The organism is Kocuria sp. KKT182 (assembly GCF_055635395.1).
Genome location: NZ_CM145757.1, coordinates 3,363,791 through 3,383,342, shown reverse-complemented (window position 1 = coordinate 3,383,342; position 19,552 = coordinate 3,363,791). Strand labels below are relative to the sequence as shown.

At 74.6% G+C, this 19,552-nt stretch carries 17 protein-coding genes; 9 read left to right on the top strand and 8 right to left on the bottom strand.

All coding sequences use genetic code 11. The features are described from left to right. Positions 1–5: 5 nt before the first annotated feature. From narI to ACZ2G1_RS15740, 4 genes are read right to left on the bottom strand one after another with little or no spacing between them, the layout of a single operon-like run. Positions 6–866, bottom strand: a complete 861-nt coding sequence (gene narI / locus ACZ2G1_RS15755) for a respiratory nitrate reductase subunit gamma (RefSeq protein WP_017832127.1) — start codon at positions 864–866, stop codon at positions 6–8. Then, on the bottom strand, positions 863–1,555 hold the full coding sequence (gene narJ / locus ACZ2G1_RS15750) for a nitrate reductase molybdenum cofactor assembly chaperone (RefSeq protein ID WP_095651028.1): 693 nt from the start codon (positions 1,553–1,555) through the stop codon (positions 863–865). Before narJ ends, narI begins: the two co-directional genes overlap by 4 nt. Continuing rightward, positions 1,552–3,225 carry a nitrate reductase subunit beta gene (gene narH / locus ACZ2G1_RS15745; protein WP_470377132.1) on the bottom strand — a complete coding sequence of 558 codons (1,674 nt, stop codon included), beginning with the start codon at positions 3,223–3,225 and terminating at the stop codon, positions 1,552–1,554. The genes narJ and narH overlap by 4 nt, the downstream gene beginning before the upstream one ends. Further along, complete coding sequence (locus ACZ2G1_RS15740) at positions 3,225–6,950, bottom strand: nitrate reductase subunit alpha (RefSeq protein ID WP_470377131.1); 3,726 nt, start codon at positions 6,948–6,950, stop codon at positions 3,225–3,227. The genes narH and ACZ2G1_RS15740 overlap by 1 nt, the downstream gene beginning before the upstream one ends. A gap of 209 nt (positions 6,951–7,159) precedes the next feature. Between ACZ2G1_RS15740 and ACZ2G1_RS15735 the strand changes: the two genes are divergently transcribed. Beyond that, positions 7,160–8,005, top strand: a complete 846-nt coding sequence (locus tag ACZ2G1_RS15735) for an alpha/beta fold hydrolase (protein ID WP_035925853.1) — start codon at positions 7,160–7,162, stop codon at positions 8,003–8,005. 4 nt (positions 8,006–8,009) lie between these two features. On the opposite strand, the gene ACZ2G1_RS15730 is transcribed toward ACZ2G1_RS15735, so the two are convergent. After that, the gene (locus ACZ2G1_RS15730) at positions 8,010–8,396 is read right to left on the bottom strand and encodes a hypothetical protein (RefSeq protein WP_017834534.1); all 387 of its coding nucleotides are present in this window, start codon (positions 8,394–8,396) and stop codon (positions 8,010–8,012) included. Positions 8,397–8,558: 162 nt separating this feature from the next. After that, the gene (locus ACZ2G1_RS15725; RefSeq protein ID WP_035925850.1) at positions 8,559–9,791 is read right to left on the bottom strand and encodes a molybdopterin molybdotransferase MoeA; all 1,233 of its coding nucleotides are present in this window, start codon (positions 9,789–9,791) and stop codon (positions 8,559–8,561) included. Between the two features lie 49 nt (positions 9,792–9,840). Between ACZ2G1_RS15725 and ACZ2G1_RS15720 the strand changes: the two genes are divergently transcribed. The 6 genes from ACZ2G1_RS15720 (at position 9,841) to ACZ2G1_RS15695 (ending at position 14,038) form a co-directional block, all read left to right on the top strand. Continuing rightward, the gene (locus ACZ2G1_RS15720) at positions 9,841–10,170 is read left to right on the top strand and encodes a hypothetical protein (RefSeq protein ID WP_035925846.1); all 330 of its coding nucleotides are present in this window, start codon (positions 9,841–9,843) and stop codon (positions 10,168–10,170) included. 112 nt (positions 10,171–10,282) lie between these two features. Beyond that, complete coding sequence (gene moaA / locus ACZ2G1_RS15715) at positions 10,283–11,461, top strand: GTP 3',8-cyclase MoaA (protein WP_470377130.1); 1,179 nt, start codon at positions 10,283–10,285, stop codon at positions 11,459–11,461. 6 nt (positions 11,462–11,467) lie between these two features. Next, on the top strand, positions 11,468–11,737 hold the full coding sequence (locus tag ACZ2G1_RS15710; RefSeq protein ID WP_017834396.1) for a MoaD/ThiS family protein: 270 nt from the start codon (positions 11,468–11,470) through the stop codon (positions 11,735–11,737). Positions 11,738–11,741: 4 nt separating this feature from the next. Further along, positions 11,742–12,335 (top strand): molybdenum cofactor guanylyltransferase, encoded by a 594-nt coding sequence (gene mobA / locus ACZ2G1_RS15705; protein WP_470377129.1) that lies wholly within the window; start codon positions 11,742–11,744, stop codon positions 12,333–12,335. Between the two features lie 39 nt (positions 12,336–12,374). Next, on the top strand, positions 12,375–12,671 hold the full coding sequence (locus tag ACZ2G1_RS15700) for a DUF6457 domain-containing protein (protein WP_109268599.1): 297 nt from the start codon (positions 12,375–12,377) through the stop codon (positions 12,669–12,671). Then, positions 12,671–14,038: a molybdopterin molybdotransferase MoeA gene (locus tag ACZ2G1_RS15695; protein ID WP_470377128.1), complete on the top strand. Its 1,368-nt coding sequence runs from the start codon at positions 12,671–12,673 to the stop codon at positions 14,036–14,038. The genes ACZ2G1_RS15700 and ACZ2G1_RS15695 overlap by 1 nt, the downstream gene beginning before the upstream one ends. Before the next feature lie 70 nt (positions 14,039–14,108). On the opposite strand, the gene ACZ2G1_RS15690 is transcribed toward ACZ2G1_RS15695, so the two are convergent. Continuing rightward, the gene (locus tag ACZ2G1_RS15690; protein WP_368828381.1) at positions 14,109–14,609 is read right to left on the bottom strand and encodes a DUF456 domain-containing protein; all 501 of its coding nucleotides are present in this window, start codon (positions 14,607–14,609) and stop codon (positions 14,109–14,111) included. A gap of 156 nt (positions 14,610–14,765) precedes the next feature. Between ACZ2G1_RS15690 and ACZ2G1_RS15685 the strand changes: the two genes are divergently transcribed. Both ACZ2G1_RS15685 and ACZ2G1_RS15680 read left to right on the top strand, forming a co-directional pair. Further along, a complete protein-coding gene (locus tag ACZ2G1_RS15685) occupies positions 14,766–17,402 on the top strand; it encodes a multicopper oxidase domain-containing protein (protein WP_470377127.1) in 2,637 nt (878 codons plus the stop codon). Positions 17,403–17,487: 85 nt separating this feature from the next. After that, positions 17,488–18,096: a lytic transglycosylase domain-containing protein gene (locus tag ACZ2G1_RS15680; protein WP_035925826.1), complete on the top strand. Its 609-nt coding sequence runs from the start codon at positions 17,488–17,490 to the stop codon at positions 18,094–18,096. Between the two features lie 7 nt (positions 18,097–18,103). On the opposite strand, the gene ACZ2G1_RS15675 is transcribed toward ACZ2G1_RS15680, so the two are convergent. Further along, on the bottom strand, positions 18,104–19,546 hold the full coding sequence (locus ACZ2G1_RS15675) for a phytoene desaturase family protein (RefSeq protein WP_470377126.1): 1,443 nt from the start codon (positions 19,544–19,546) through the stop codon (positions 18,104–18,106). Between the last annotated feature and the right edge of the window lie 6 nt (positions 19,547–19,552).

Here is a 19,552-nt window from a genome sequence, read left to right as displayed (position 1 = left end):
GCTGGTCAGCGGCGGGTGCCGGCGCGGTTGCGGTGGGCGCTCCTGTCCCGGTCCTGGGTCCCGACGGGGTCCCAGCCGCGGCGCACCGGCACGGACCCGGTGGACCGGTGGTCCCGGGAGCGGTAGACGATGTACGGCCGGAACAGGTAGTGCACGGGGGCGGTGAACGCGTGCACCAGGCGGGTGAACGGCCAGACGGCGAAGAGCCCCATGGCCCACAGGGCGTGCACCTTGAAGGAGATCCCGGCGGCCGTCATCGCGGCGACGTCCGGCTGCAGGATCCAGATCGAGCGGAACCACGGGGAGACCGTCTGGCGGTAGTCGGGCACGGAGTGGTCGAACACCGAGATGAGGGTGGTGCCCAGCCCCGTGAGCAGCGCGGCCACGAGCATGACGTACATGAACTTGTCGTTCTTGGTGGTCGCCATGAACACGGGTCCGGTGGTGCGCCGGCGCCAGATGAGCATGATGATCCCGAGCAGCGTGCCCACGCCGGCCACGAGCCCGATGCTCAGGGCCAGGAAGTGGTACATCCCCTCGGTGACCCCCACGGCCTCGGTCCAGGTCTTCGGGATGATCAGACCCATGACGTGGCCCGCGAGCACGGCGAGGATGCCGAAGTGGAACAGCGGGGAGGCGATGCGCAGGATGCGGGACTCGTAGAGCTGCGAGGACCGGGTGGTCCACCCGAACTGGTCGTACCGGTACCGCCAGACGGTGCCGCCGATCACGACCGCCAGCACGACGTAGGGCAGCACGCCCCAGAGCAGGATGTCGCCGACCCCCACGGAGGCGGCGGCCGGGGCCGCCGCCTCGAGGGGGAGGGAGGTCCCGGGCGCGAGCAGGCTCGCGGCGGTGGCGGTCATGCGCTGTTCCTTTCGGTGACGGGCAGCAGCCGGGGGTCGTACGGGTCGAGGCCCACGGACTCCGTGGGCGGACCGTAGCCGGCCATCCGCAGGGCGGCGTCCCGGTCCTCCGGGGAGACCCCGGGCAGGGTGGAGCACACGAGGGCGACGACGCCGTGGTACGGCAGGCCGTCGTCGCGCAGCGCCAGCCGCAGCAGCTCGAGGGACGGCCGGTAGCGCTGGAGCAGCTCGTAGCCGTCCTCAGGGGAGACCTTCGCGGCGAACTCGAGCACGAGCGGCAGGTAGTCCGGCAGCTCGGCCCCGTCCAGCTGCGCGCCGTGGGAGCGGTAGACCTCCTTGAAGGCGGCGAGCGCCTCGCCCCGCCGCCGGGTGTCCCCGTCGGTCCAGTAGGTCAGGTGCAGGCTGTGCCGCCGGGAGAGGTCGAACTCCTGGACGTAGTCGGCCTGCACCTGGTCGAGCGGGCGGGCGCGCAGCCAGTCGAGGAGGTCCTCGGGCACGGGCGCGCCCACCTCCTCGAGGGCTTCCCGCAGGACGGGCAGCATGACCAGGAGCTCGTGGTCGGGATAGCCGAGCAGCACGGCGGCGGCCTGCCGGGCCACCGCGCTGCGCCGCGGGTGCCGGTCCGTGCAGCGCCCGGGGTCGAGAGTTCCCCTGCCGGCCTTGCCCAGCAGCCTCTCCAGCAGGCTCACGGCCGGTCCCCGTCCTCGGAGCGCGGCGGGAACAGCCCCGCGGGCGCCCCTCGGCCGTCCCAGTTGAGCAGGTTCACGCGCCCGGCCATCTGCTGCTCCGAGGTGGCGGACTCGCCGGTCTGTCGCGCCAGCAGGGCGTTGAAGTTCTCCACGGCCACGGGCGTGGGGCGCCCGGAGGCCTCGCCGAAGACGCCGGTCTGGCCCATCCCGGGCCCTCCGTCCACGTCGAGGGAGCAGCCGATCTCCTCGAGGTTGTGGGCGTCCTCCAGATGGGCGGAGGGGATGACGTAGCGCTCGTCGTACTTGGCGATGGCCATGAGCCGGTACATCTTCTGGATCTCGGAGCCGGTCATCCCGACGCCCTCGGCGATCGACTCGTCCGGGGCGTCCCCGAGGGCGATGTCCCGCATGTAGGAGCGCATGGCCGCGAGCTTGCGCAGCACGTCCGTGACGATCTGCGTGTCCCCGGCCGTGAACAGCTCGGCGAGGTACTCCACCGGGATGCGCAGCGAGTCGATGGCGCCGAACAGGTTGCCCGCGTCCTCGCCGTCGTGCCCCTGGTCCTTGAGCAGGTCCACCACCGGGGACAGCGGCGGGACGTACCAGACCATCGGCATCGTCCGGTACTCCGGGTGCAACGGCAGCGCCACCCGCAGCTCCTTGGCCAGGGTGTAGACGGGGGACCGGCGCGCGGCGTCGAGCCAGTCCTCCGGGACGCCCTCGGCGCGGGCCGCGGCGACCACCCCCGGGTCGTGCGGGTCGAGCATCAGGTCCAGCTGGGCCTCGTAGAGGTCCCGCTCGTCCGGGGTCGCGGCGGCTTCGGTGACCCGGTCCGCGTCGTACAGGAAGATGCCGATGTAGCGCAGCCGGCCGACGCACGTCTCCGCGCAGACCGTGGGGATGCCCACCTCGATCCGGGGATAGCAGAACGTGCACTTCTCGGCCTTGCCGGACTTGTGGTTGTAGTACATCTTCTTGTACGGGCAGCCGGTGACGCACTGCCGCCAGCCGCGGCAGCGGTCCTGGTCCACCAGCACGATCCCGTCCTCGGTGCGCTTGTAGATCGCCCCCGAGGGGCAGGAGGCCATGCAGGAGGGGTTCAGGCAGTGCTCGCAGATGCGCGGGAGGTAGAACGCGAAGGTCTGCTCGAACTCGAACTTGATCCTGTCCTCGGACTCGCGGCGCACCTTCTCCACGATCGGGTCCAGGTGGCCGGCCTCGGTGACGCCGCCGAGGTTGTCGTCCCAGTTGGCGGACCACTCGATCTTGGTGTCCTTCCCCGTGATCAGGGACTTGGGGCGGGCCACGGGGAAGTCGGTGCCGGCGGGGGCGTTGGTGAGGGTCTCGTAGTCGTAGGTCCACGGCTCGTAGTAGTCGTCGAGCTCCGGCTGGACGGGGCTGGCGAACAGGCCCGCGAGCTTCGCCCAGCGCCCGCCCGACTTCAGCTTGAGGTTGCCGCGGCGGTTGAGCTCCCAGCCGCCCTTCCACTTCTCCTGGTCCTCGTACCGGCGGGGATAGCCCTGCCCGGGACGGGTCTCCACGTTGTTGAACCACACGTACTCCGTGCCGGCGCGGTTCGTCCACGCCTGCTTGCACGTCACCGAACAGGTGTGGCACCCGATGCACTTGTCGAGGGCCATCACCATGGCGACCTGGGCCATGACTCGCATCAGTACTGGACCTCCTGGGAGCGCTTGCGGACCACGGAGACGATGTCGCGCTGGTTGCCGGTGGGCCCGAGGTAGTTGAAGGCCCAGGACAGCTGCGCGTAGCCGCCGATCATGTGGGTGGGTTTGACGAGGATGCGCGTGACCGAGTTGTGGATCCCGCCGCGGCGGCCGGTCGCCTCGGACTTCGGCACGTCGATGGTGCGCTCCTGGGCGTGGTGGACGTAGACGACGCCGGCGGGCATGCGGTGGCTCACGATGGCCCGGCCCACGTAGACGCCGTTGGTGTTGACGCACTCGACCCACTCGTTGTCGGAGACCTCGATCAGTGCGGCGTCCTGGGGGCTCATCCACACCGTGGTGCCCCCGCGGGCCAGGGAGAGCATGAACAGGTTGTCCTGGTACTCCGAGTGGATCGACCACTTGTTGTGCGGCGTCAGGTACCGCACGGCGATCGACAGCTCCCCGCGCTGCCCGAGCTTGGGTTCCCCGAACAGGCGGTGCATGTCCAGGGGCGGGCGGTAGATCGGCAGGGACTCACCCATGTCCTTGAGCCAGTCGTGGTCCAGGAAGAAGTGCATCCGCCCGGTGAGGGTGTGGAAGGGCTTGAGCCGTTCGATGTTGATGGTGAACGGGGCGTAGCGCCGTCCCCCGGTCTCGGAGCCGGACCACTCCGGGGACGTGATCACCGGGACCGGGGCGGCCTGGGTGTCGGCGAAGCTGATCCGCTTCTCCTCGGAGCCGCGGGCGAGGTCCGCGAGCTCCACCCCCGTGCGCTTCTCGAGGGTTTCGAAGCCCTGCACGGCCAGCTCCCCGTTGGTGGTCCCGGAGAAGAGCAGGATCGCCTCCGCCATCCGCGCGTCGGTGTCCACGGCCGGGCGGCCCGCCGCGGCCCCGGAGTCGAAGACCCCGTGCAGGCGCGCCAGCTGGTCCACCTGGTGGGAGACGTCGTAGGTGATGTGCTTCGTGGTGAAGCCCAGCCGCTCGGCCAGGGGCCCCACCGCCGAGAACTTCTCCCCGACCGCGGTGTAGTCCCGCTCCACGACCGCGAGGTTGGGCAGGTTCTTCCCGGGCACGGCCGGCAGGTCGGTGTGCTTCCAGTCGGGCGCGTGCCCGCCGGGCTGGGCGATCTCCCCCGGGGTGTCGTGGGTGAGCGCGGTGGCCACCAGGTCCTTGCGCACCCCCAGGTGGGTCCGCGCCTGGCGGGAGAACTCCTCGGCGAGCAGCCGGAACAGCTCGTAGTCGGTCTTGGCCTCCCACGGCGGGTCGATCGCCGGGGTGAACGCGTGCACGTACGGGTGCATGTCCGTGGAGGACAGGTCGTGCTTCTCGTACCAGGTGGCCGCGGGGAGGACGACGTCGGAGAGCAGGGTGGAGCTCGTCATCCGGAAGTCCGCGGAGACCAGCAGGTCGAGCTTGCCCTCGGGCGCCTGCTCGTGCCAGGTCACGTCCCGCGGCCGGGACGCGGAGTGGTCCTGCCCCATGACGTTGTGGTGCGTGCCGAGGAGGTGCCGGAGGAAGTACTCCTCGCCCTTCGCGGAGGACCCCAGCAGGTTGGAGCGCCACAGCACCAGGGTGCGGGCCCAGTTCTCGGGGGCGTCGACGTCCTCGACGGCGAAGCGCAGCTGCCCCGACTTCAGCCGGTCCGCGACCCACCGGGCCTCGTCGGGGGCCTCCCCCCGGGCCACGCCCTCGGCGGCGAGGTCCGCGACGTCGAGGGAGTTGCGGTCGAACTGCGGGTAGAACGGCATCCAGCCCATCCGGGTGGACTTCGCGACCACGTCCGCGGTGTGCATGCCCTTCAGGTGGCCCTCCGCCAGGGGCGACTGGAGGGAGTCGGACGAGTAGCCGTCGGAGCGCCACTGGTCGGTGTGCATGTACCAGAACGCGGTGCCGATCATGAAGCGCGGCGGGCGGGTCCAGTCGGTGGCCGCGGCCATCGCGGCCCAGCCCGTGATGGGGCGGGCCTTCTCCTGGCCCACGTAGTGCGCCCACCCGCCGCCGTTGCGGCCCTGGCACCCGCACAGCATGAGCATCGCGAGGATCGCCCGGTAGGTGACGTCCCCGTGGTACCACTGGCAGATGCCGGCCCCCAGGATGATCATCGACCGGCCGCCGGACTTCTCCGCGTTGGCCGCGAACTCGCGGGCTGTGCGGATCACGGCCCGGGCCGGGACCGAGGTGATCTCCTCCTGCCACGCCGGGGTGTAGGGGGTCGCGACGTCGTCGAGCCCGGCCGCCCAGTCCCCCGGCAGGCCCTCGCGGCCCACGCCGTACTGGGCGAGCATCAGGTCGAAGACCGTGGTGACCGTCCGTCCGGCGACCTCGGTGACGGGCACGCCGCGGCGCAGCACCGAGCCCTCCCCCGTGGCGTCGGTGAAGGCGGGCAGGTGCACCGCGCTCACCGAGCCCTCGTAGGAGGAGGCGTCCGCGAGCGAGAGCGCCGGGCGCACGCCCTGCAGGTCGAGGTTCCACTTCCCCTCGTCCTGCTCGTTGTAGCGGAAGCCCATGGACCCGTTCGGGACCACCGGCGTGCCGGCGTCGCGGTCGATCAGCACGGTCTTGAACGCCGCGTCGGAGGCCGTCGCCTCGCCCCCGCCCAGGTCCGCGGCGGTGACGAACTTGCCGGGCACCACGGTGCCGTCCTCGCGCTCGTCGAGGGTGACGAGCATGGGCAGGTCGGTGTACTGCAGGACGTAGTCCTCGAAGAACGGCACCCGCCGCTCCACGAAGTTCTCCCGCAGGATCACGTGGCCCATCGCCATGGCGAGCGCGGCGTCCGTGCCGGCCTGGGCCGGCAGCCACTCGTCGGCGAACTTCGTGTTGTCCGCGTAGTCGGGGCTGACCGAGACGACCTTCGTGCCGCGGTAGCGGGCCTCCACCATCCAGTGCGCGTCCGGGGTGCGCGTGACCGGGACGTTCGAGCCCCACATCATGAGGTAGGTGGCGTCCCACCAGTCGCCGGACTCCGGGACGTCGGTCTGGTCGCCGAAGACCTGGGGGCTGGCCACGGGCAGGTCCGCGTACCAGTCGTAGAAGCTGTTCATCACACCGCCGATGAGGTTGATGAACCGGGCCCCCGCGGCGTGGGAGACCATGGACATCGCGGGGATCGGGGAGAAGCCGGTGCACCGGTCGGGGCCGTAGGTCTTCACGGTGTGCACGTGGGCGGCGGCGGTCATCTCGAGGGCCTCCTGCCAGCTCGAGCGCACCAGGCCGCCCTTGCCGCGGGCCTGCTGGAAGGCCCGGCGCTTCTCCGGGTCGCCGACCACCGCCTGCCACGCCAGCACGGGGTCCCCGCCCACCTGTTCCTTGGCCGCGCGGTACATCTCCAGCAGCACCCCGCGGACGTACGGGTAGCGGACCCGGGTGGGCGAGTAGGTGTACCAGGAGAAGGCGGCGCCGCGGGGACAGCCGCGCGGCTCGTACTCCGGGCGGTCCGGGCCCACCGAGGGGTAGTCGGTCTCCTGCGCCTCCCAGGTGATGATCCCGTCCTTGACGTAGACCTTCCAGGAGCACGAGCCCGTGCAGTTCACCCCGTGCGTGGAGCGGACCACCTTGTCGTGGCTCCACCGGTTCCGGTAGAACGCGTCACCGGCCCGCCCGCCCTCGCGGTAGACCGCGCGGCCGTCCGGGGACTCCTCCCAGCGGGTGAAGAACTTCCCGAGCTTGAGCAGGGCGTGGGACGCGGGGCCATCGGTGCCCGGCGGAACGGAGCTGGCAACCATGGTGCCAACCTATCGAATTCGGCATTCTGAATTAGGATTTTCTTGTGGACCAATGAACGGCAATTCGGTGGAAAAGAATTCATGACACATCAATTTCAGAATTCATTTTCCGTCAAGAATTCCGGCACCCTTGTTTTTCTCGGCGGAAAGGGGATGACCGAGCCCCGGCTCTCGCGCGGACGGGCGCCGGCCGGGACTAGCCTGGCCGGATGGACCGACCGACCCTCCGCCCTCCCGGTGACCTCCGCCCCGGCGTGCGCCTCGACGTGCGCGACGACGGGCCCCCGGACGGGGAGCCCGTCCTGCTGCTGCACGGCTTCCCCCAGGACGGCACGAGCTGGTCCGGGGTCGCGCCCGTGCTGCGGCGCGCCGGCCTGCGCACGCTGGTGCCCGATCAGCGCGGCTACTCCCCCGGCACCAGGCCCCGGGGTCGCCGCGCCTACCGGCTCGAGCTGCTCGTCCAGGACGCCGTGGCGCTGCTGGACGCCGCCGGGCTGGAGCGCGCCCACGTCGTCGGCCACGACTGGGGCGGGATCGTGGCGTGGACCCTCGCGGCCCACCGGCCGGAGCGGACGGCGTCCCTGACGGTGGCCTCGGTCCCGCACCCCCGGGCGCTCGCCCGCTCCCTGACCCGCTCGCCGCAGGCGCTGCGCTCGGCCTACGTCGGGGCCTTCCAGCTGCCCCGGCTCCCGGAGGCGCTGCTCGGTCCGCGCCTCGAGCAGCTCCTGCGCCGCTCCGGCCTGCCCGCGGCGGAGGCCGCCCGCTACGCGGCCCGGATGCGGGAGCCCGGCGCGCTCACCGGCGCCCTGAACTGGTACCGCGCCCTGCCGCTGTCCCGGCTGCGCACCGGACCGGTGGACGTTCCGACCACGTACGCGTGGGGCGCCCGGGACCCCGCCCTGGGCCGGCGGGCCGCGGAGCTCACGGCCGAGCACGTGCGGGGGCCCTACCGGTTCGTGGAGCTGGACGCCGGCCACTGGCTGCCGGAGACCCGTGCCGAGGAGCTGGCGGGACTGGTGCTCGAGCGCGTCGGCGGGACCGCGAACACCCCGTAGCGGCTCAGCCCCGCGGGGAGGGTCCCTCGGACGGCGCGTCCTCGCGCCGGCGCCGGGGGGTCCCCGCGATGCGCAGCGCGGCCTGGACCGCCAGCAGCGCGAACGCCGCGTAGTAGATCCCCACGGAGGGGTAGAGCTGGGGGACGGTGCCGTTCCAGCCCACCAGGGTGAGCACGAACAGGATGCCGCCGAGCACGAGCAGCCCGAGGTGCGCGGTACCGAAGGCGCCCCGCTCGCCGCGGCGGGCGAGGAAGAGCGCCAGGACGGCGAAGAAGATCGGGAAGAGCATCTGGCCCACCACGGTGATGCCGTTCTGGTGGTACTCGTAGCGGCCGAGCGCCTGGATCACGGCGGTGGCGGCGAGGAGCAGCGGGGCGAGCAGGGACGTCATGGGGACCTGTTCTGTGCGATCGTCCGGGCGGGGGCGCGGACCAGTCTAGCGAGCGGCGGGGACACCGCCGCGGCGCCCCGGGCCCGGCCGGAGCCGCCCCGGCGGTGGTGGGGTCCTGCGGTGGTGCGGCCCTGCGGTCCCGCGGGCCGGGCGCGCACCGGGTCAGTCGAGCAGCAGCAGCTCCACCGGGGTCCCCGCCGGCAGCTCGGCCCCGCCCGCCGGCACGAGCGCGAGGGCGTTGGCCCGGGCCGCGGCGGCCAGCAGGTGGGAGCCGGGCCCGCCCGCCATCCGCACCGTGGCGCCGTCCCAGACGGCGCGGCGCACCTGGGTCCGCCCGGGCAGCGGCCGGACGGCCTCCGCGAGGGGCCCCGTGCGGCGGGCCCGCGGCGCCGGGGCGCCCACGGTCCCGGTCAGGGCGGGGCGGAGGAACATCTCGAAGGACACGAGGGTGCTGACGGGGTTGCCGGGCAGGCAGACGAAGGGAACGCCGCCCGGTGCCGCGAGGCCCTGCGGCCCCCCGGGCTGCATCGCGACGTGCACGAACTCGCCGTGGGGCGCGAGCACCTGCCGGACGACCTCGTAGGCGCCCTCGCTGACCCCGCCGGAGGAGACGAAGAAGTCGGGCCTCCGCGCGGTGTCCTCCGCCAGGCGTGCCGCGAAGGCGCCGGCGTCGTCGGAGAGCAGGTGGGCGCCGACCACCTCCACGCCCGCCTCCGCGAGCTGGGCGCGCAGGATCGCCGCGTTCGCGTCGAAGATCTGGGCCGGGCCGCGCGCGGCGCCGGGCGCCACGACCTCGTCGCCCGTCGTGTAGAGCACGGCCCGGGGGCGGGCGCGCACGGTCAGCTCCGCGCACCCCAGCGCGGCCGCGAGCCCGATCCGGGCGGGGGTGAGCCGCTGCCCCGCGACCAGCGCCGTGTCCCCGGCGACGACGTCCTCGCCCGCCCGGCGGACGAACCTCCCGGCCGGCTGGCCCGCCGGGAGCCGGAGGTGCGTCCCGGGTGCCGGGAAGCCCCCCGGCAGCGACTCCTCGACGGGCACCACGGCGTCCGCGCCGGGCGGCAGGGGCGCGCCGGTCATGACAGGGGCCGCCTCCCCGGGACCGAGCGGGCCGGGGACGTGGCCGGCGGGCACGGGGGCGACGACGACGAACGGGGTGCGCCCGTCCTCCCCGGGCGCCGTCCGGCTGTCGGCGGCACGGATCGCGAAACCGTCCATCTGGGAGTTGTCGAAGGGCTGCAGGCTCAGGGGCGCCACGAGGTCCTCGGCCAGGACCCGGCCCGCCGCGGCCGCCAGCGGCACGGTCTCCGTCCGGGCGCGGACGCCCCGCAGGGCCTCCGTGACCGCGCGGCGGTGCTCGTCGACGCTGCGGACCGGGTGCTGCGCGTGCCTGCTCATTCCTCCAGCGTAGGTGCCGGGGCGCGCCCGTCCTGGCAGGATCGGGGCCATGACGCAACGGGATGTGGAGCACACGCCGGACGGCCGGTGGATCGTGGTGGACGGCCGGCGGTGGCGCCGCCAGGATCCCGGGCTGCCCGAGGACGTCGCGGCCCGGCTGACGTCCCACCTGGGCCGGGCCCGGGCGGCCGTCCGCACGGTGCGGCGGGACGGCACGGAGGAGGAGCTGCGGGCCGTGCGGGACCGGGTGGGGATCGCCAAGCTGGGCCTCGGTGAGCGCGGCACGCCGTGGTGGGAGCAGTCGCCCGCCGAGCAGGAGGCCCGGTGGACGGATGCTCTCGCGCGGCTGGACGAGCAGGCCCCGCCGGAGCCGGCGTGACGCCGTACGGCGCCCGGGGCGTTCTCGGCATGCTGGGGACTGATTACACTGGGCGGACCATCCCGGCACGCCGAGCACCGTGCGGGCCGGGGACGACCACCGAGGCGGTGACATGAGCGTTTCCCTGGGACTGCCGCGGCTCCGCGACACCGGTCCGGGCCCCAGCGGCGCCCCGTCCGGGGCCGGGCTGATGGACCGCCACGGCCGCCGCGCCACCGACCTGCGCCTGTCGGTGATCGACAAGTGCAATCTGCGCTGCACCTACTGCATGCCCGCCGGAGGCCTGCCCTGGTTGCCCGCCGCCCAGCTGATGACCCCCGCCGAGATCACCCGCATCGTGCGCGTGGGCGTCGAGCAGCTCGGGGTCACCGAGCTGCGCCTGACCGGCGGGGAGCCCCTGGTGCGGGCCGACCTCGAGGAGATCGTGGCCGGGATCCGTGCCGCCCACCCGGACCTGCCGGTCTCGCTCACCACCAACGGCATCGGTCTGGCCGCCCGCGCCCAGGGCCTGGCCGAGGCCGGGCTGAGCCGGATCAACATCTCCCTGGACTCCCTGGACGCGGCGACCTTCCGCACCCTGGCCCGCCGGGACCGGCTGACCGACGTGCTGGCCGGGGCGGAGGCGGCGGCCGCGGCCGGGCTGACCCCGGTGAAGATCAACGCGGTGCTGATGCGCGGGGTCAACGACCACGAGGCCCCGGAGCTGCTCGCGTGGGCGCTGGCGCGCGGCTTCGCCCTGCGGTTCATCGAGCAGATGCCCCTGGACGCCGACCACGGCTGGACCCGGGCGGAGATGGTCACCGCCGCCGAGATCCGCCACCGGCTCGCCGGCCGGTTCCGGCTGGCCCCGCACCCGGGCCCGCGCGAGGGCGCCCCGGCCGAACTCTGGGACGTGCACGCCCGCACGGCCAGCGCCGCCCTCGTGGACTCCGGCGCGACCTCGGACGCGACGTCCGCGGCGCCCCCCGCCGCGTCCTCCGCCCTGCGCCCCGGCGCCCAGGACCCGCCGCTGGGCACGGTGGGGGTCATCGCCTCCGTGACGGAGCCATTCTGCGCCGACTGCAAGCGGACCCGGATCACCGCCGAGGGCAGGATCCGGTCCTGCCTGTTCTCCCACGAGGAGGTCGAGCTGCTGCCGCTTCTGCGGGCCGGTGCCACCGACGGACAGCTGGCCGAGCGCTGGCGGGCGGCGATGTGGGCGAAACCGGCCGCCCACGGCATGGACCACGTAGGCCTGGACTCCTCCGACTACGTCCAGCCGGAACGCCCGATGAGCGCGATCGGAGGCTGAGCCGGGATGCTGATCCGCTACTTCGCCGCCGCCCGCGCTGCGGCCGGCACCGACGCCGAGACCCTGGAGGTCCCCGACGACCGGCCCTGCACGCGCCGGGACGTGGAGAACCTGCTGGCCCGGGCCCACCCCGAGCCGCCGCCGGGACAGCCTCCGCTGGCGCAGGTGCTGGCCCGGTCCAGCTTCCTGCTCGACGGCGTGGCCTGCCCCGATCCCGACACCCCGGTCCCGTCCGGGGCGGTGCTCGACGTCCTGCCGCCCTTCTCCGGCGGATGAGCGCGTGAGCGCCCCGGGACCGGCCCCGGTCTTCCACGCCGTGGTCCTGGCGGGCGGCCGCTCCGCCCGCCTGGGCGGCCGGCCCAAGGCCGGTCTGCGGCGAGCCGGGCGCACCCTGCTGGAGCTCACGCTGGACGCGGTCCGGGAGGCGGCGGGCGTCGTCGTCGTCGGCCCGGCGGACCCGGCCGTCCCCGCGCACGTGCTGCGCACCCGGGAGGACCCGCCGTTCTCCGGCCCGGCCGCGGGCATCGCCGCCGGGCTGCGCGCCCTCGACGCCCTGCCCGCCGCGCAGTGGACCCTGACCCTGGCGTGCGACATGCCCGGGGTGTCGCGGGCCGTGCCCCTCCTGCTGGAGGCGGCCCGGACCGGTGACGGCGCCGCCGGCTACGTGTCGGTCCCGCCCGACGGCCACCGCCAGCCCCTCGCCGCCCTCTACCGCAGCGCCGTGCTGCGCCGGGCCTTCGCGGGGCAGGACGCCGCGGACCGGTCCGTGTTCTCGTTCGTGCGCGAGCTCCCGCTCCGGGACGTCACCGTGCCCGAGGACGCCACCGCGGACGTCGATACGTGGGACGATGTGCACAGGCACCACCTGACCTGACCACGAGCGGGCGGCCCCACCGCCCGGGAGGAGCGGCGCATGCCCAAGGACCTGAGCCCGTCCGAGCACGAGATCCTGGAGCGGTGGGTCGAGGCCGTGCGGGCGGCCCTGGACGTGCCCGACGCCGGCCTCCCCCTGGACGCCGTGCTGGGACTCACCGGCAGGATCGCCCACGGCACCGTGCGCCCCGCCGTCCCGCCCACCGCCTACCTGCTCGGCTACCACGTGGGCCGCGCCGCGGCCGCGGGCGAGGACGAGCACCGCGTCCTGGACCGCGCGCTGCAGACCGTCGACGGTCTCGTCCCCGCCGCCCGCCGAACCCCCGAGGAGAACTGATGTCCGGACTGCCCCTGCCCCACGACACCAACAGCCCCTACACGCACGCGCTGCCCGTCATCGAGGACGACAGCGGCACGCCCGAGAGCGCCCCCGAGGAGGTCGAGACCGTCCACGAGGCCGACTGGCACCGGGCCCGGCAGTTCTCCTACGACATCGCCACCGCGCTGCCCAGCCACTGGCTGCCCCTGCAGGAGGCGCTCGGCGAGGTCCTCGCCGAGGACGTCACCGCCCCGATCCCGGTCCCGCACTACGCCTCCTCCGCCATGGACGGCTACGCCGTGGCCGGCCCCCAGCCGTGGACGGTGGTCTTCCCCGAGCCTGTGGAGACCGACCCCCGCAAGATGCTGACCATCCCGCCGCGGGAGCTCTACCGCCCGGTGCTCAACCTGGAGCCCGGCGAGGCCACCCGCATCGTCACCGGCGGACTCGTCCCCGCCGGGGCCCGGGCCGTGCTGCGGGACGAGTACGCGCAGCTGTCCGAGGAGGGCACCGTGCTCACGATCGCGGCCCACGCCCCCTCGGCCGAGGACATCCCCTACGGGCAGAACATCCGCCGCACCGGCGAGGAGGTCGCGGCCGGGGACGTCATCCTGCACGCCGACTGCCTGCTCAACCCGGCGCACATCGCCTTCGCCGCCGTCAGCGGCCACGACATGCTCCCGGTCCGCCGCCGTCCGCGCGTGACGATCCTGCTCACCGGCAGCGAGGTGGTCGAGGACGGGATCCCCGAGCCGGGCCAGGTCCGGGACGCCTTCGGCCCCCAGCTGCCCACGTTCGTGGAGATGCTGGGCGGGTCCGTGGACCAGCTCCGGCGCGTCGAGGACACCGCGAAGGCGATGCTCTCCGCCCTGACCGAGGCGCCCTCCGGCATGGCGTCGGTGCTCGACGCCCGCACCGAGGTGGTCATCACCACCGGCGGGACCGGGCACTCCGACGCCGACCACGTCCGGTCGGCGCTCCAGGAGCTCGGGGCGGTCTTCCTGCTCGACGGCCTCGCCCAGCGCCCGGGCCACCCCACGTTCCTGGCACGGCTGCCCGAGGACGGCCCCTTCGTGGTGGGCCTGCCCGGCAATCCGCTGGCGGCGATGACCAGCATCTTCACGGTGGCCCAGCCGCTGCTCGCCAAGCTGCACAGCGACCGGCCCCCGGCCACGCGCACCCTGCCGGCGGCCGAGGACCTGCCGGGCCAGAAGGTCACCGCCCTGGTGCCCGCCTACCTCCGGGACGGGACGGTCGCCCCCCGGGACCGGGTCGGCGCGAACATGCTCCGCGGGCTCGCCCACGCGGACGTCATCGCCGTGGTCCCGCCGGGCGGCGTGGCCGCCGGGCAGGACGTCGAGGTGGTCCCCCTGCCCTGGCGCTGACGCGCCGTGGGACGCCGAGGGCCCGGACACCGCTGGTGTCCGGGCCCTCGGCGTCCCCGGCTTCGCGGGCTCAGGCGGTCGTGAAGAGGACCAGCGCGCCCAGCACGAAGACCGTGGAGGCGGCGAGCGCGCACGCGAACTCCACGACGATCCCCAGGCCCGCCGCCTTGAGACCCGCCCAGCTGGAGTCCAGCGCCGCCCGGAGGTCCCGCTGGCGGGCGGTCTCGCTCAGCAGCAGGCCCACGAAGAACCCCACGAAGATCCCGACCACCGGGATCACGAACAGGCCCACCACGGCGCCGGCCGCGGCGTAGAGGAGGGAGCGGTTGGGGATCCGCCGGCGCTTGAGCCGGGTGCCGGTGAGCACGGCGCTCGCGGCCATCCCGGCGATCGCCAGCGCGGAGCCGATCCCCAGCACGGTCCAGCCCTCGACCGCCTGGACCGTGAGGGCCCAGACGAGGAGGCCGACCACGATCAGGATCGAGCCCGGCAGCACCGGCACGATGATGCCGAGGCACCCGACGACGAGCAGGGCGGCGGTGATGAGGGTCGCGATGATCTCGGCAGTCACGCCCTCATCGTAGGCGGCACACCCGGTGACAGCCGCACCGTATACTAGTATCTGATACGCAAATTAAATGGGCAGGTGAGCTCCGTGCACGCATCCGCACGCCCCCGGGGACGGACGTCCTGGCACCGCCGGGCCGGCAGACCGGTCCGTCTGTGGATGGCGGCCCTGCTCCTCGTCGTGCTCTTCCACCGCTGGCTCCCGGAGACGCGGTGGCTGCTGGTGCACCTCGTCACCCTGGGGCTCGTGACCAACTCGGTCCTGGTGTGGTCACAGCACTTCACCGACTCCCTGCTGAAGAACCGGGTGCCCGACGACGCCCGGGGTCGGCAGCTGGCCCGGATCGGGCTGCTCAACGCCGGCACCGTGCTGCTCGTCGTGGGACTCCTCACCGGCTGGTACGTGCTGGTGCTCGTCGCCTCGACCGCCGTGGGCGCCGCGGTGGCCTGGCACGGGGCGGCCCTGCTCCGGCAGCTGCGCACGGCGCTGCCGTCCCGGTTCGCCGTGACCGTGCGCTACTACGTGGTCGCGGCCTTCCTGCTGCCGGTGGGCGCGGTCCTCGGCGCGCTCCTGACCACCGGCCCCGCCGGCGCCTGGCACGCGCGCCTGCTCCTCGCCCACGAGGTCACCAACGTCCTGGGCTTCGTGGGCCTGACCGTCGCCGGGACCGCGCTCACCCTGTGGCCCACGATCCTGCGCACGCGCATGCCGGAGCTCTCCACCCGGGTCAGCACCGCGGCGCTGCCCGTGCTGACCGGGGGGCTGGTGCTCACCGGGACGGCGGCACTGGCCGGGTCCCCCGTGCTCGCCGCGGCGGGCCTGGCGGTCTACGCCGCGGGGCTGGGTGCCGTGGTCGCGGTCATGGCCCGGACCGCGGTGCGGGCCCGTCCCTCCGACTACGCGGGCTGGTCCGTGGCCGCCGGCGTCCTGTGGTGGACGGTCACCGTGGTGGCCGCCGTCCTCGTGGTGGCCCTGCACTGCTTCGACGCGGCGGCGCTGGGACAGCTGACCGTCCCGTTCGTGGCCGGCTTCCTGGTGCAGGTGCTGCTGGGGGCCATGACCTACCTCCTGCCGGTGACCATGGGGGGAGGGCCGGCGACCGTGCGGGCGGCCCACCGGGCCATCAACCGCGCCGGGACGTTCCGCGTGGTGGTCGTCAACCTGTGCGTGCTGCTCTTCGCGCTCCCACCGGGCGCGGTGCCCTCCTGGGTCCGGGCCGTGGTCTCCGTCCTGGGCGCGGCGGCGCTCTTCGCGTTCGTCCCGCTCATGGTCTCCGCCGCCCGGACCTCGCTGGCGGGGCGCCGGGCGGCCATGGCCCGCCGGGCCGGGGAGCCGGTGCCCATGCCGGAGGCCGTCGCCCCCGCCGCGCCTCCGCGGCCGGCCCGCGAGGCGCTGGCGGGGGTGCTCGTGGTGGCCCTGGGCGTCGCGGCGGGCATCGCCGTGAACCCCGCCGCGGCGGGGTTCGACCTGCGCGGCGGCGGCTCCGGGGCCCCGGCCACGGGCGGGACGACCACCGTGCAGGTCAGTGCCCGGGAGGGGATGCGGTTCGAGCCCTCCGTCGTGGAGGTCCCGCTGGGCGACGAGCTCGTGATCGAGCTCACGAACGACGACCCGACCAACGTGCACGACCTCGTCCTGGCCTCCGGCACGAGCTCCGGGCGCGTCGGCCCCGGACAGACGGTGACCGTGGAGGCGGGTGTGGTCGACGGACCCCTGGAGGCGTGGTGCTCGATCGTCGGGCACCGCAGCATGGGGATGACCCTCGACGTCGTCGCCGTCGGCGCGGACGGCGCTCCCCTCGACGCGCCCTCCGCGGCCGGCCAGCGGCGCGGGGCGCCCGGCGTGGTCCCCGCCGGCACCGATCCGGCCGACGGCGCGGACCTCGGGGCCGCCCCGGGAGAGGGCGTCGAGGTCCGCTCCCCCGTGCTCGAGCCCGTCGGCGCGGGCGTGCAGGAGGACGGCCGGCGGGTGCACCGGGTGGACCTCGACGTCTCGGAGGGCGAGCACGAGATCGCCCCCGGCGTCCGCATGCGGGCGTGGACGTACAACGGCCGCTACATGGGGCCCACGCTGCACGGGGAGGTCGGCGACGTCTTCGAGATCACGCTGACCAACGGCGCAACGATGGGCCACTCGGTGGACTTCCACGCGGGCACGGTGGCGCCCGACGAGAACATGCGCACCCTTGCCCCGGGGGACTCCCTCGTCTACCGCTTCGAGGCGGTGCGCTCCGGCATCTGGCTCTACCACTGCTCCACCGCGCCGATGAGCACGCATGTGGCGGCCGGCATGTTCGGCGCCGTGGTGATAGACCCGCCGGGGCTCCCGGAGGTGGACCGCGACTACCTCCTCGTGCAGAACGAGACGTACCTGGGCCCGCCCGGGGAGGACGCCGGCGACGGGACGGGGGTGGACGCCGCCGTGGACCCGGCCAGGATCCCGGGCGGGGTCCCCAGCTTCACGGTCTTCAACGGCCACGCCACCCAGTACCTGCACGAGCCGCTGACCGCCCGCGCCGGGGAGCGGGTGCGGATCCGGGTCCTCGCGGCCGGGCCGTCCACGGGGCTGAGCTTCCACGTGGTCGGCGCTCAGTTCGACACCGTGCACAAGGAGGGCGCCTACCTCCTGGAGCGCGGCGGCGCGGGATCCGGCGGGGCCCAGGCCCTCGACCTCGCCCCTGCCCAGGGCGGCTTCGTGGAGCTGGAGTTCTCCGAGCCCGGCACCTATCCCTTCGTGAACCACTCCCTCGTGGAGGCCGAGCGAGGAGCCCGCGGCCTGATCGAGGTCACCGGCTGACCCTCCCGTCCACCGGGCGGGCGTGGAGGCTGTCCCCCCAAGAGGCCGCAGACCGGGGCGGGCGGGCCGCCCTAGCCTGGGACAAATGGCCACCACCGTCCTGGACCCCGCGCGCCCCGGCACCGAGGAACTCGCCCCGCGCGGTTCCCGGTGGTTCCTGCTGGCCTCCGTGGTGCTGCTCCTGATCGGCACCGGCGGGCTCTTCCACGCCAACGCCCCCGGGTGCTGCGGGGCGTCCCTCGGCGAGGAGCCGATCCGCACCGCGCCCGTCCCGGAGCCGTGGGGCGATGACGTCCTGGCCGCCGCCGAGCTCTCGGGGCTCCCGCCCGAGATCGTCGCCGCCCAGCTGGACGTCGAGAGCCGCTGGGACCCCCGGGCCGTCAGCCCCGCCGGGGCGCAGGGCCTCGCCCAGTTCATGCCGGACACGTGGAAGCGCTACGGCCGGGGCGACCCGTTCGACCCGCGGGCCGCCATCCGGGCCCAGGGCCTCTACCTCAAGGACCTGCGGCGCATGGTGCGGGGACTGGCGCCCGCCTCGGCCCGGGAGGAGATCGACCTCGTGCTGGCCGCCTACAACGCCGGGCCCACGGCGGTCCTGCGGCACGGCGGGATCCCCCCGTTCGCGGAGACCCGCGGCTACGTGGCGCAGATCCGCGAGCTCGCGGCCACGACGTACGCCGGGGTCGGCGCCTGAGCGCTCGTCAGCCGGCGGGCCGCCGGCTCCTCGCGAGGCCCCGCAGCGCCCTGCGGGCGGCGTGGTACCCGGCCATGCCGTGCACCCCGCCGCCCGGGGGCGTCGACGACGAGCACAGCCAGACCCCCGGCACGCCGGTGGCGTAGGGGTCGGCCTGCACGGCCGGCCGGAACACCTGCTGCAGCCCGTCCAGGGAGCCGCCGCCGATGTCCCCGCCCACGAGGTTCGCGTTCCACGCCTCCAGCCCGGCCGGGGAGGTGTCCACGCGCTCGCGGATCCGGTCGCGCACCCCGGGGGCGAAGCGCTCGAGCTGCCGGAGCACCTGCTCCCCCGCCCGGGGGTCGTCGCACCCGTGGGGGACGTGGGCGTAGGCCCACAGCACCTGCCGGCCCGCGGGCGCCCGGGACGGGTCGGCGGCCCCCTGCTGGACCACGAGCACGAACGGGCGCTCCGGCAGCCGGCCCGCCCGCGCCTGCTGCTCCGCGGCGCCGATCTCGGCGAGCGTCCCGCCCACGTGCACGGTCCCGGCCTCCGCCACGCGCGGGTCCCGCCACGGCACGGGGCCGTCCAGCAGCAGGTCCACCTTGTAGGAGGCCGTGCCGTAGCGCCACCGGGCGAGCGCCCGCCGGTACCGGTCCGGCAGCTCGAGCCCGCGCAGGCCCAGCACCTGCCGGGGCGTGAGGTCCAGCAGGACGACGTCGGCCGGCCGCACCTGGGCGAGGTCCGTCACCGGGGAGTGGACGAGCACCCGCCCGCCGTGCTCCTCGAGATCGGCCACCAGGGCGTCGACGACGGCCTGGGTGCCGCCGCGGGCCACCGGCCACCCCGTGGCGTGGGCGGCGGCGCCGAACAGCGTCCCGAAGGCGGAGGTCAGCGCGTGCCGCGGGGGCAGCACCGCATGGGCGGCGGACCCGGCGAAGAGCCCCCGGGCCTGCTCGGTGCGGAACAGCGCCCGCGCCGTGGCCGCGGCGGGCCACGGCGCGCGCAGACCGAATGACGCCAGTGCCCGCGGGTGCTCGGGCACGCGCACGAGCGGGCCCAGCACCGACTCGACCGTCTCCTCCCAGCGCTCCACCACGCCGCGGTGCAGCAGGGACCACGCCCGGCCGTCCGCGCCCAGCCCCGCCGCCGTGCGCTCGAGCGAGCGGTGCAGCAGGCCCGGCGGGCCGTCGTCGAGCGGGTGCGCGGCCACGACCGGCGGGTGCAGCCACTCCAGGCCGTGCCGGTGCAGGCCCAGCTGCGCGAACAGCGGGCTGGCCACGCCGAAGGGGTGGACGGCGGAGCCGAGGTCCACCACCGTGCCGGGGCCGAGCACGGCCGCGGAGCGGGCCGCGCCGCCGGCCGAGCCCGCCGCCTCGTGGACCGTGACGTCGAGGCCCGCGCGGGCCAGCACCACGGCCGCGGCGAGCCCGTTGGGCCCCGAGCCGACGACCGCGGCCGTCCCCTGCACGGGCCG

Coding starts and splice junctions, on each gene's coding strand:
- ACZ2G1_RS15685 (WP_470377127.1), top strand. CDS start 14,766: ATGGCGGCCCTGCTCCTCGTCGTGCTCTTCCACCGCTGGCTCCCGGAG.
- ACZ2G1_RS15700 (WP_109268599.1), top strand. CDS start 12,375: ATGCCCAAGGACCTGAGCCCGTCCGAGCACGAGATCCTGGAGCGGTGG.
- ACZ2G1_RS15735 (WP_035925853.1), top strand. CDS start 7,160: ATGGACCGACCGACCCTCCGCCCTCCCGGTGACCTCCGCCCCGGCGTG.
- ACZ2G1_RS15680 (WP_035925826.1), top strand. CDS start 17,488: ATGGCCACCACCGTCCTGGACCCCGCGCGCCCCGGCACCGAGGAACTC.
- ACZ2G1_RS15720 (WP_035925846.1), top strand. CDS start 9,841: ATGACGCAACGGGATGTGGAGCACACGCCGGACGGCCGGTGGATCGTG.
- narH (WP_470377132.1), bottom strand. CDS start 3,225: ATGCGAGTCATGGCCCAGGTCGCCATGGTGATGGCCCTCGACAAGTGC.
- ACZ2G1_RS15695 (WP_470377128.1), top strand. CDS start 12,671: ATGTCCGGACTGCCCCTGCCCCACGACACCAACAGCCCCTACACGCAC.
- ACZ2G1_RS15710 (WP_017834396.1), top strand. CDS start 11,468: ATGCTGATCCGCTACTTCGCCGCCGCCCGCGCTGCGGCCGGCACCGAC.
- moaA (WP_470377130.1), top strand. CDS start 10,283: ATGAGCGTTTCCCTGGGACTGCCGCGGCTCCGCGACACCGGTCCGGGC.
- narI (WP_017832127.1), bottom strand. CDS start 866: ATGACCGCCACCGCCGCGAGCCTGCTCGCGCCCGGGACCTCCCTCCCC.
- ACZ2G1_RS15725 (WP_035925850.1), bottom strand. CDS start 9,791: ATGAGCAGGCACGCGCAGCACCCGGTCCGCAGCGTCGACGAGCACCGC.
- ACZ2G1_RS15740 (WP_470377131.1), bottom strand. CDS start 6,950: ATGGTTGCCAGCTCCGTTCCGCCGGGCACCGATGGCCCCGCGTCCCAC.
- ACZ2G1_RS15730 (WP_017834534.1), bottom strand. CDS start 8,396: ATGACGTCCCTGCTCGCCCCGCTGCTCCTCGCCGCCACCGCCGTGATC.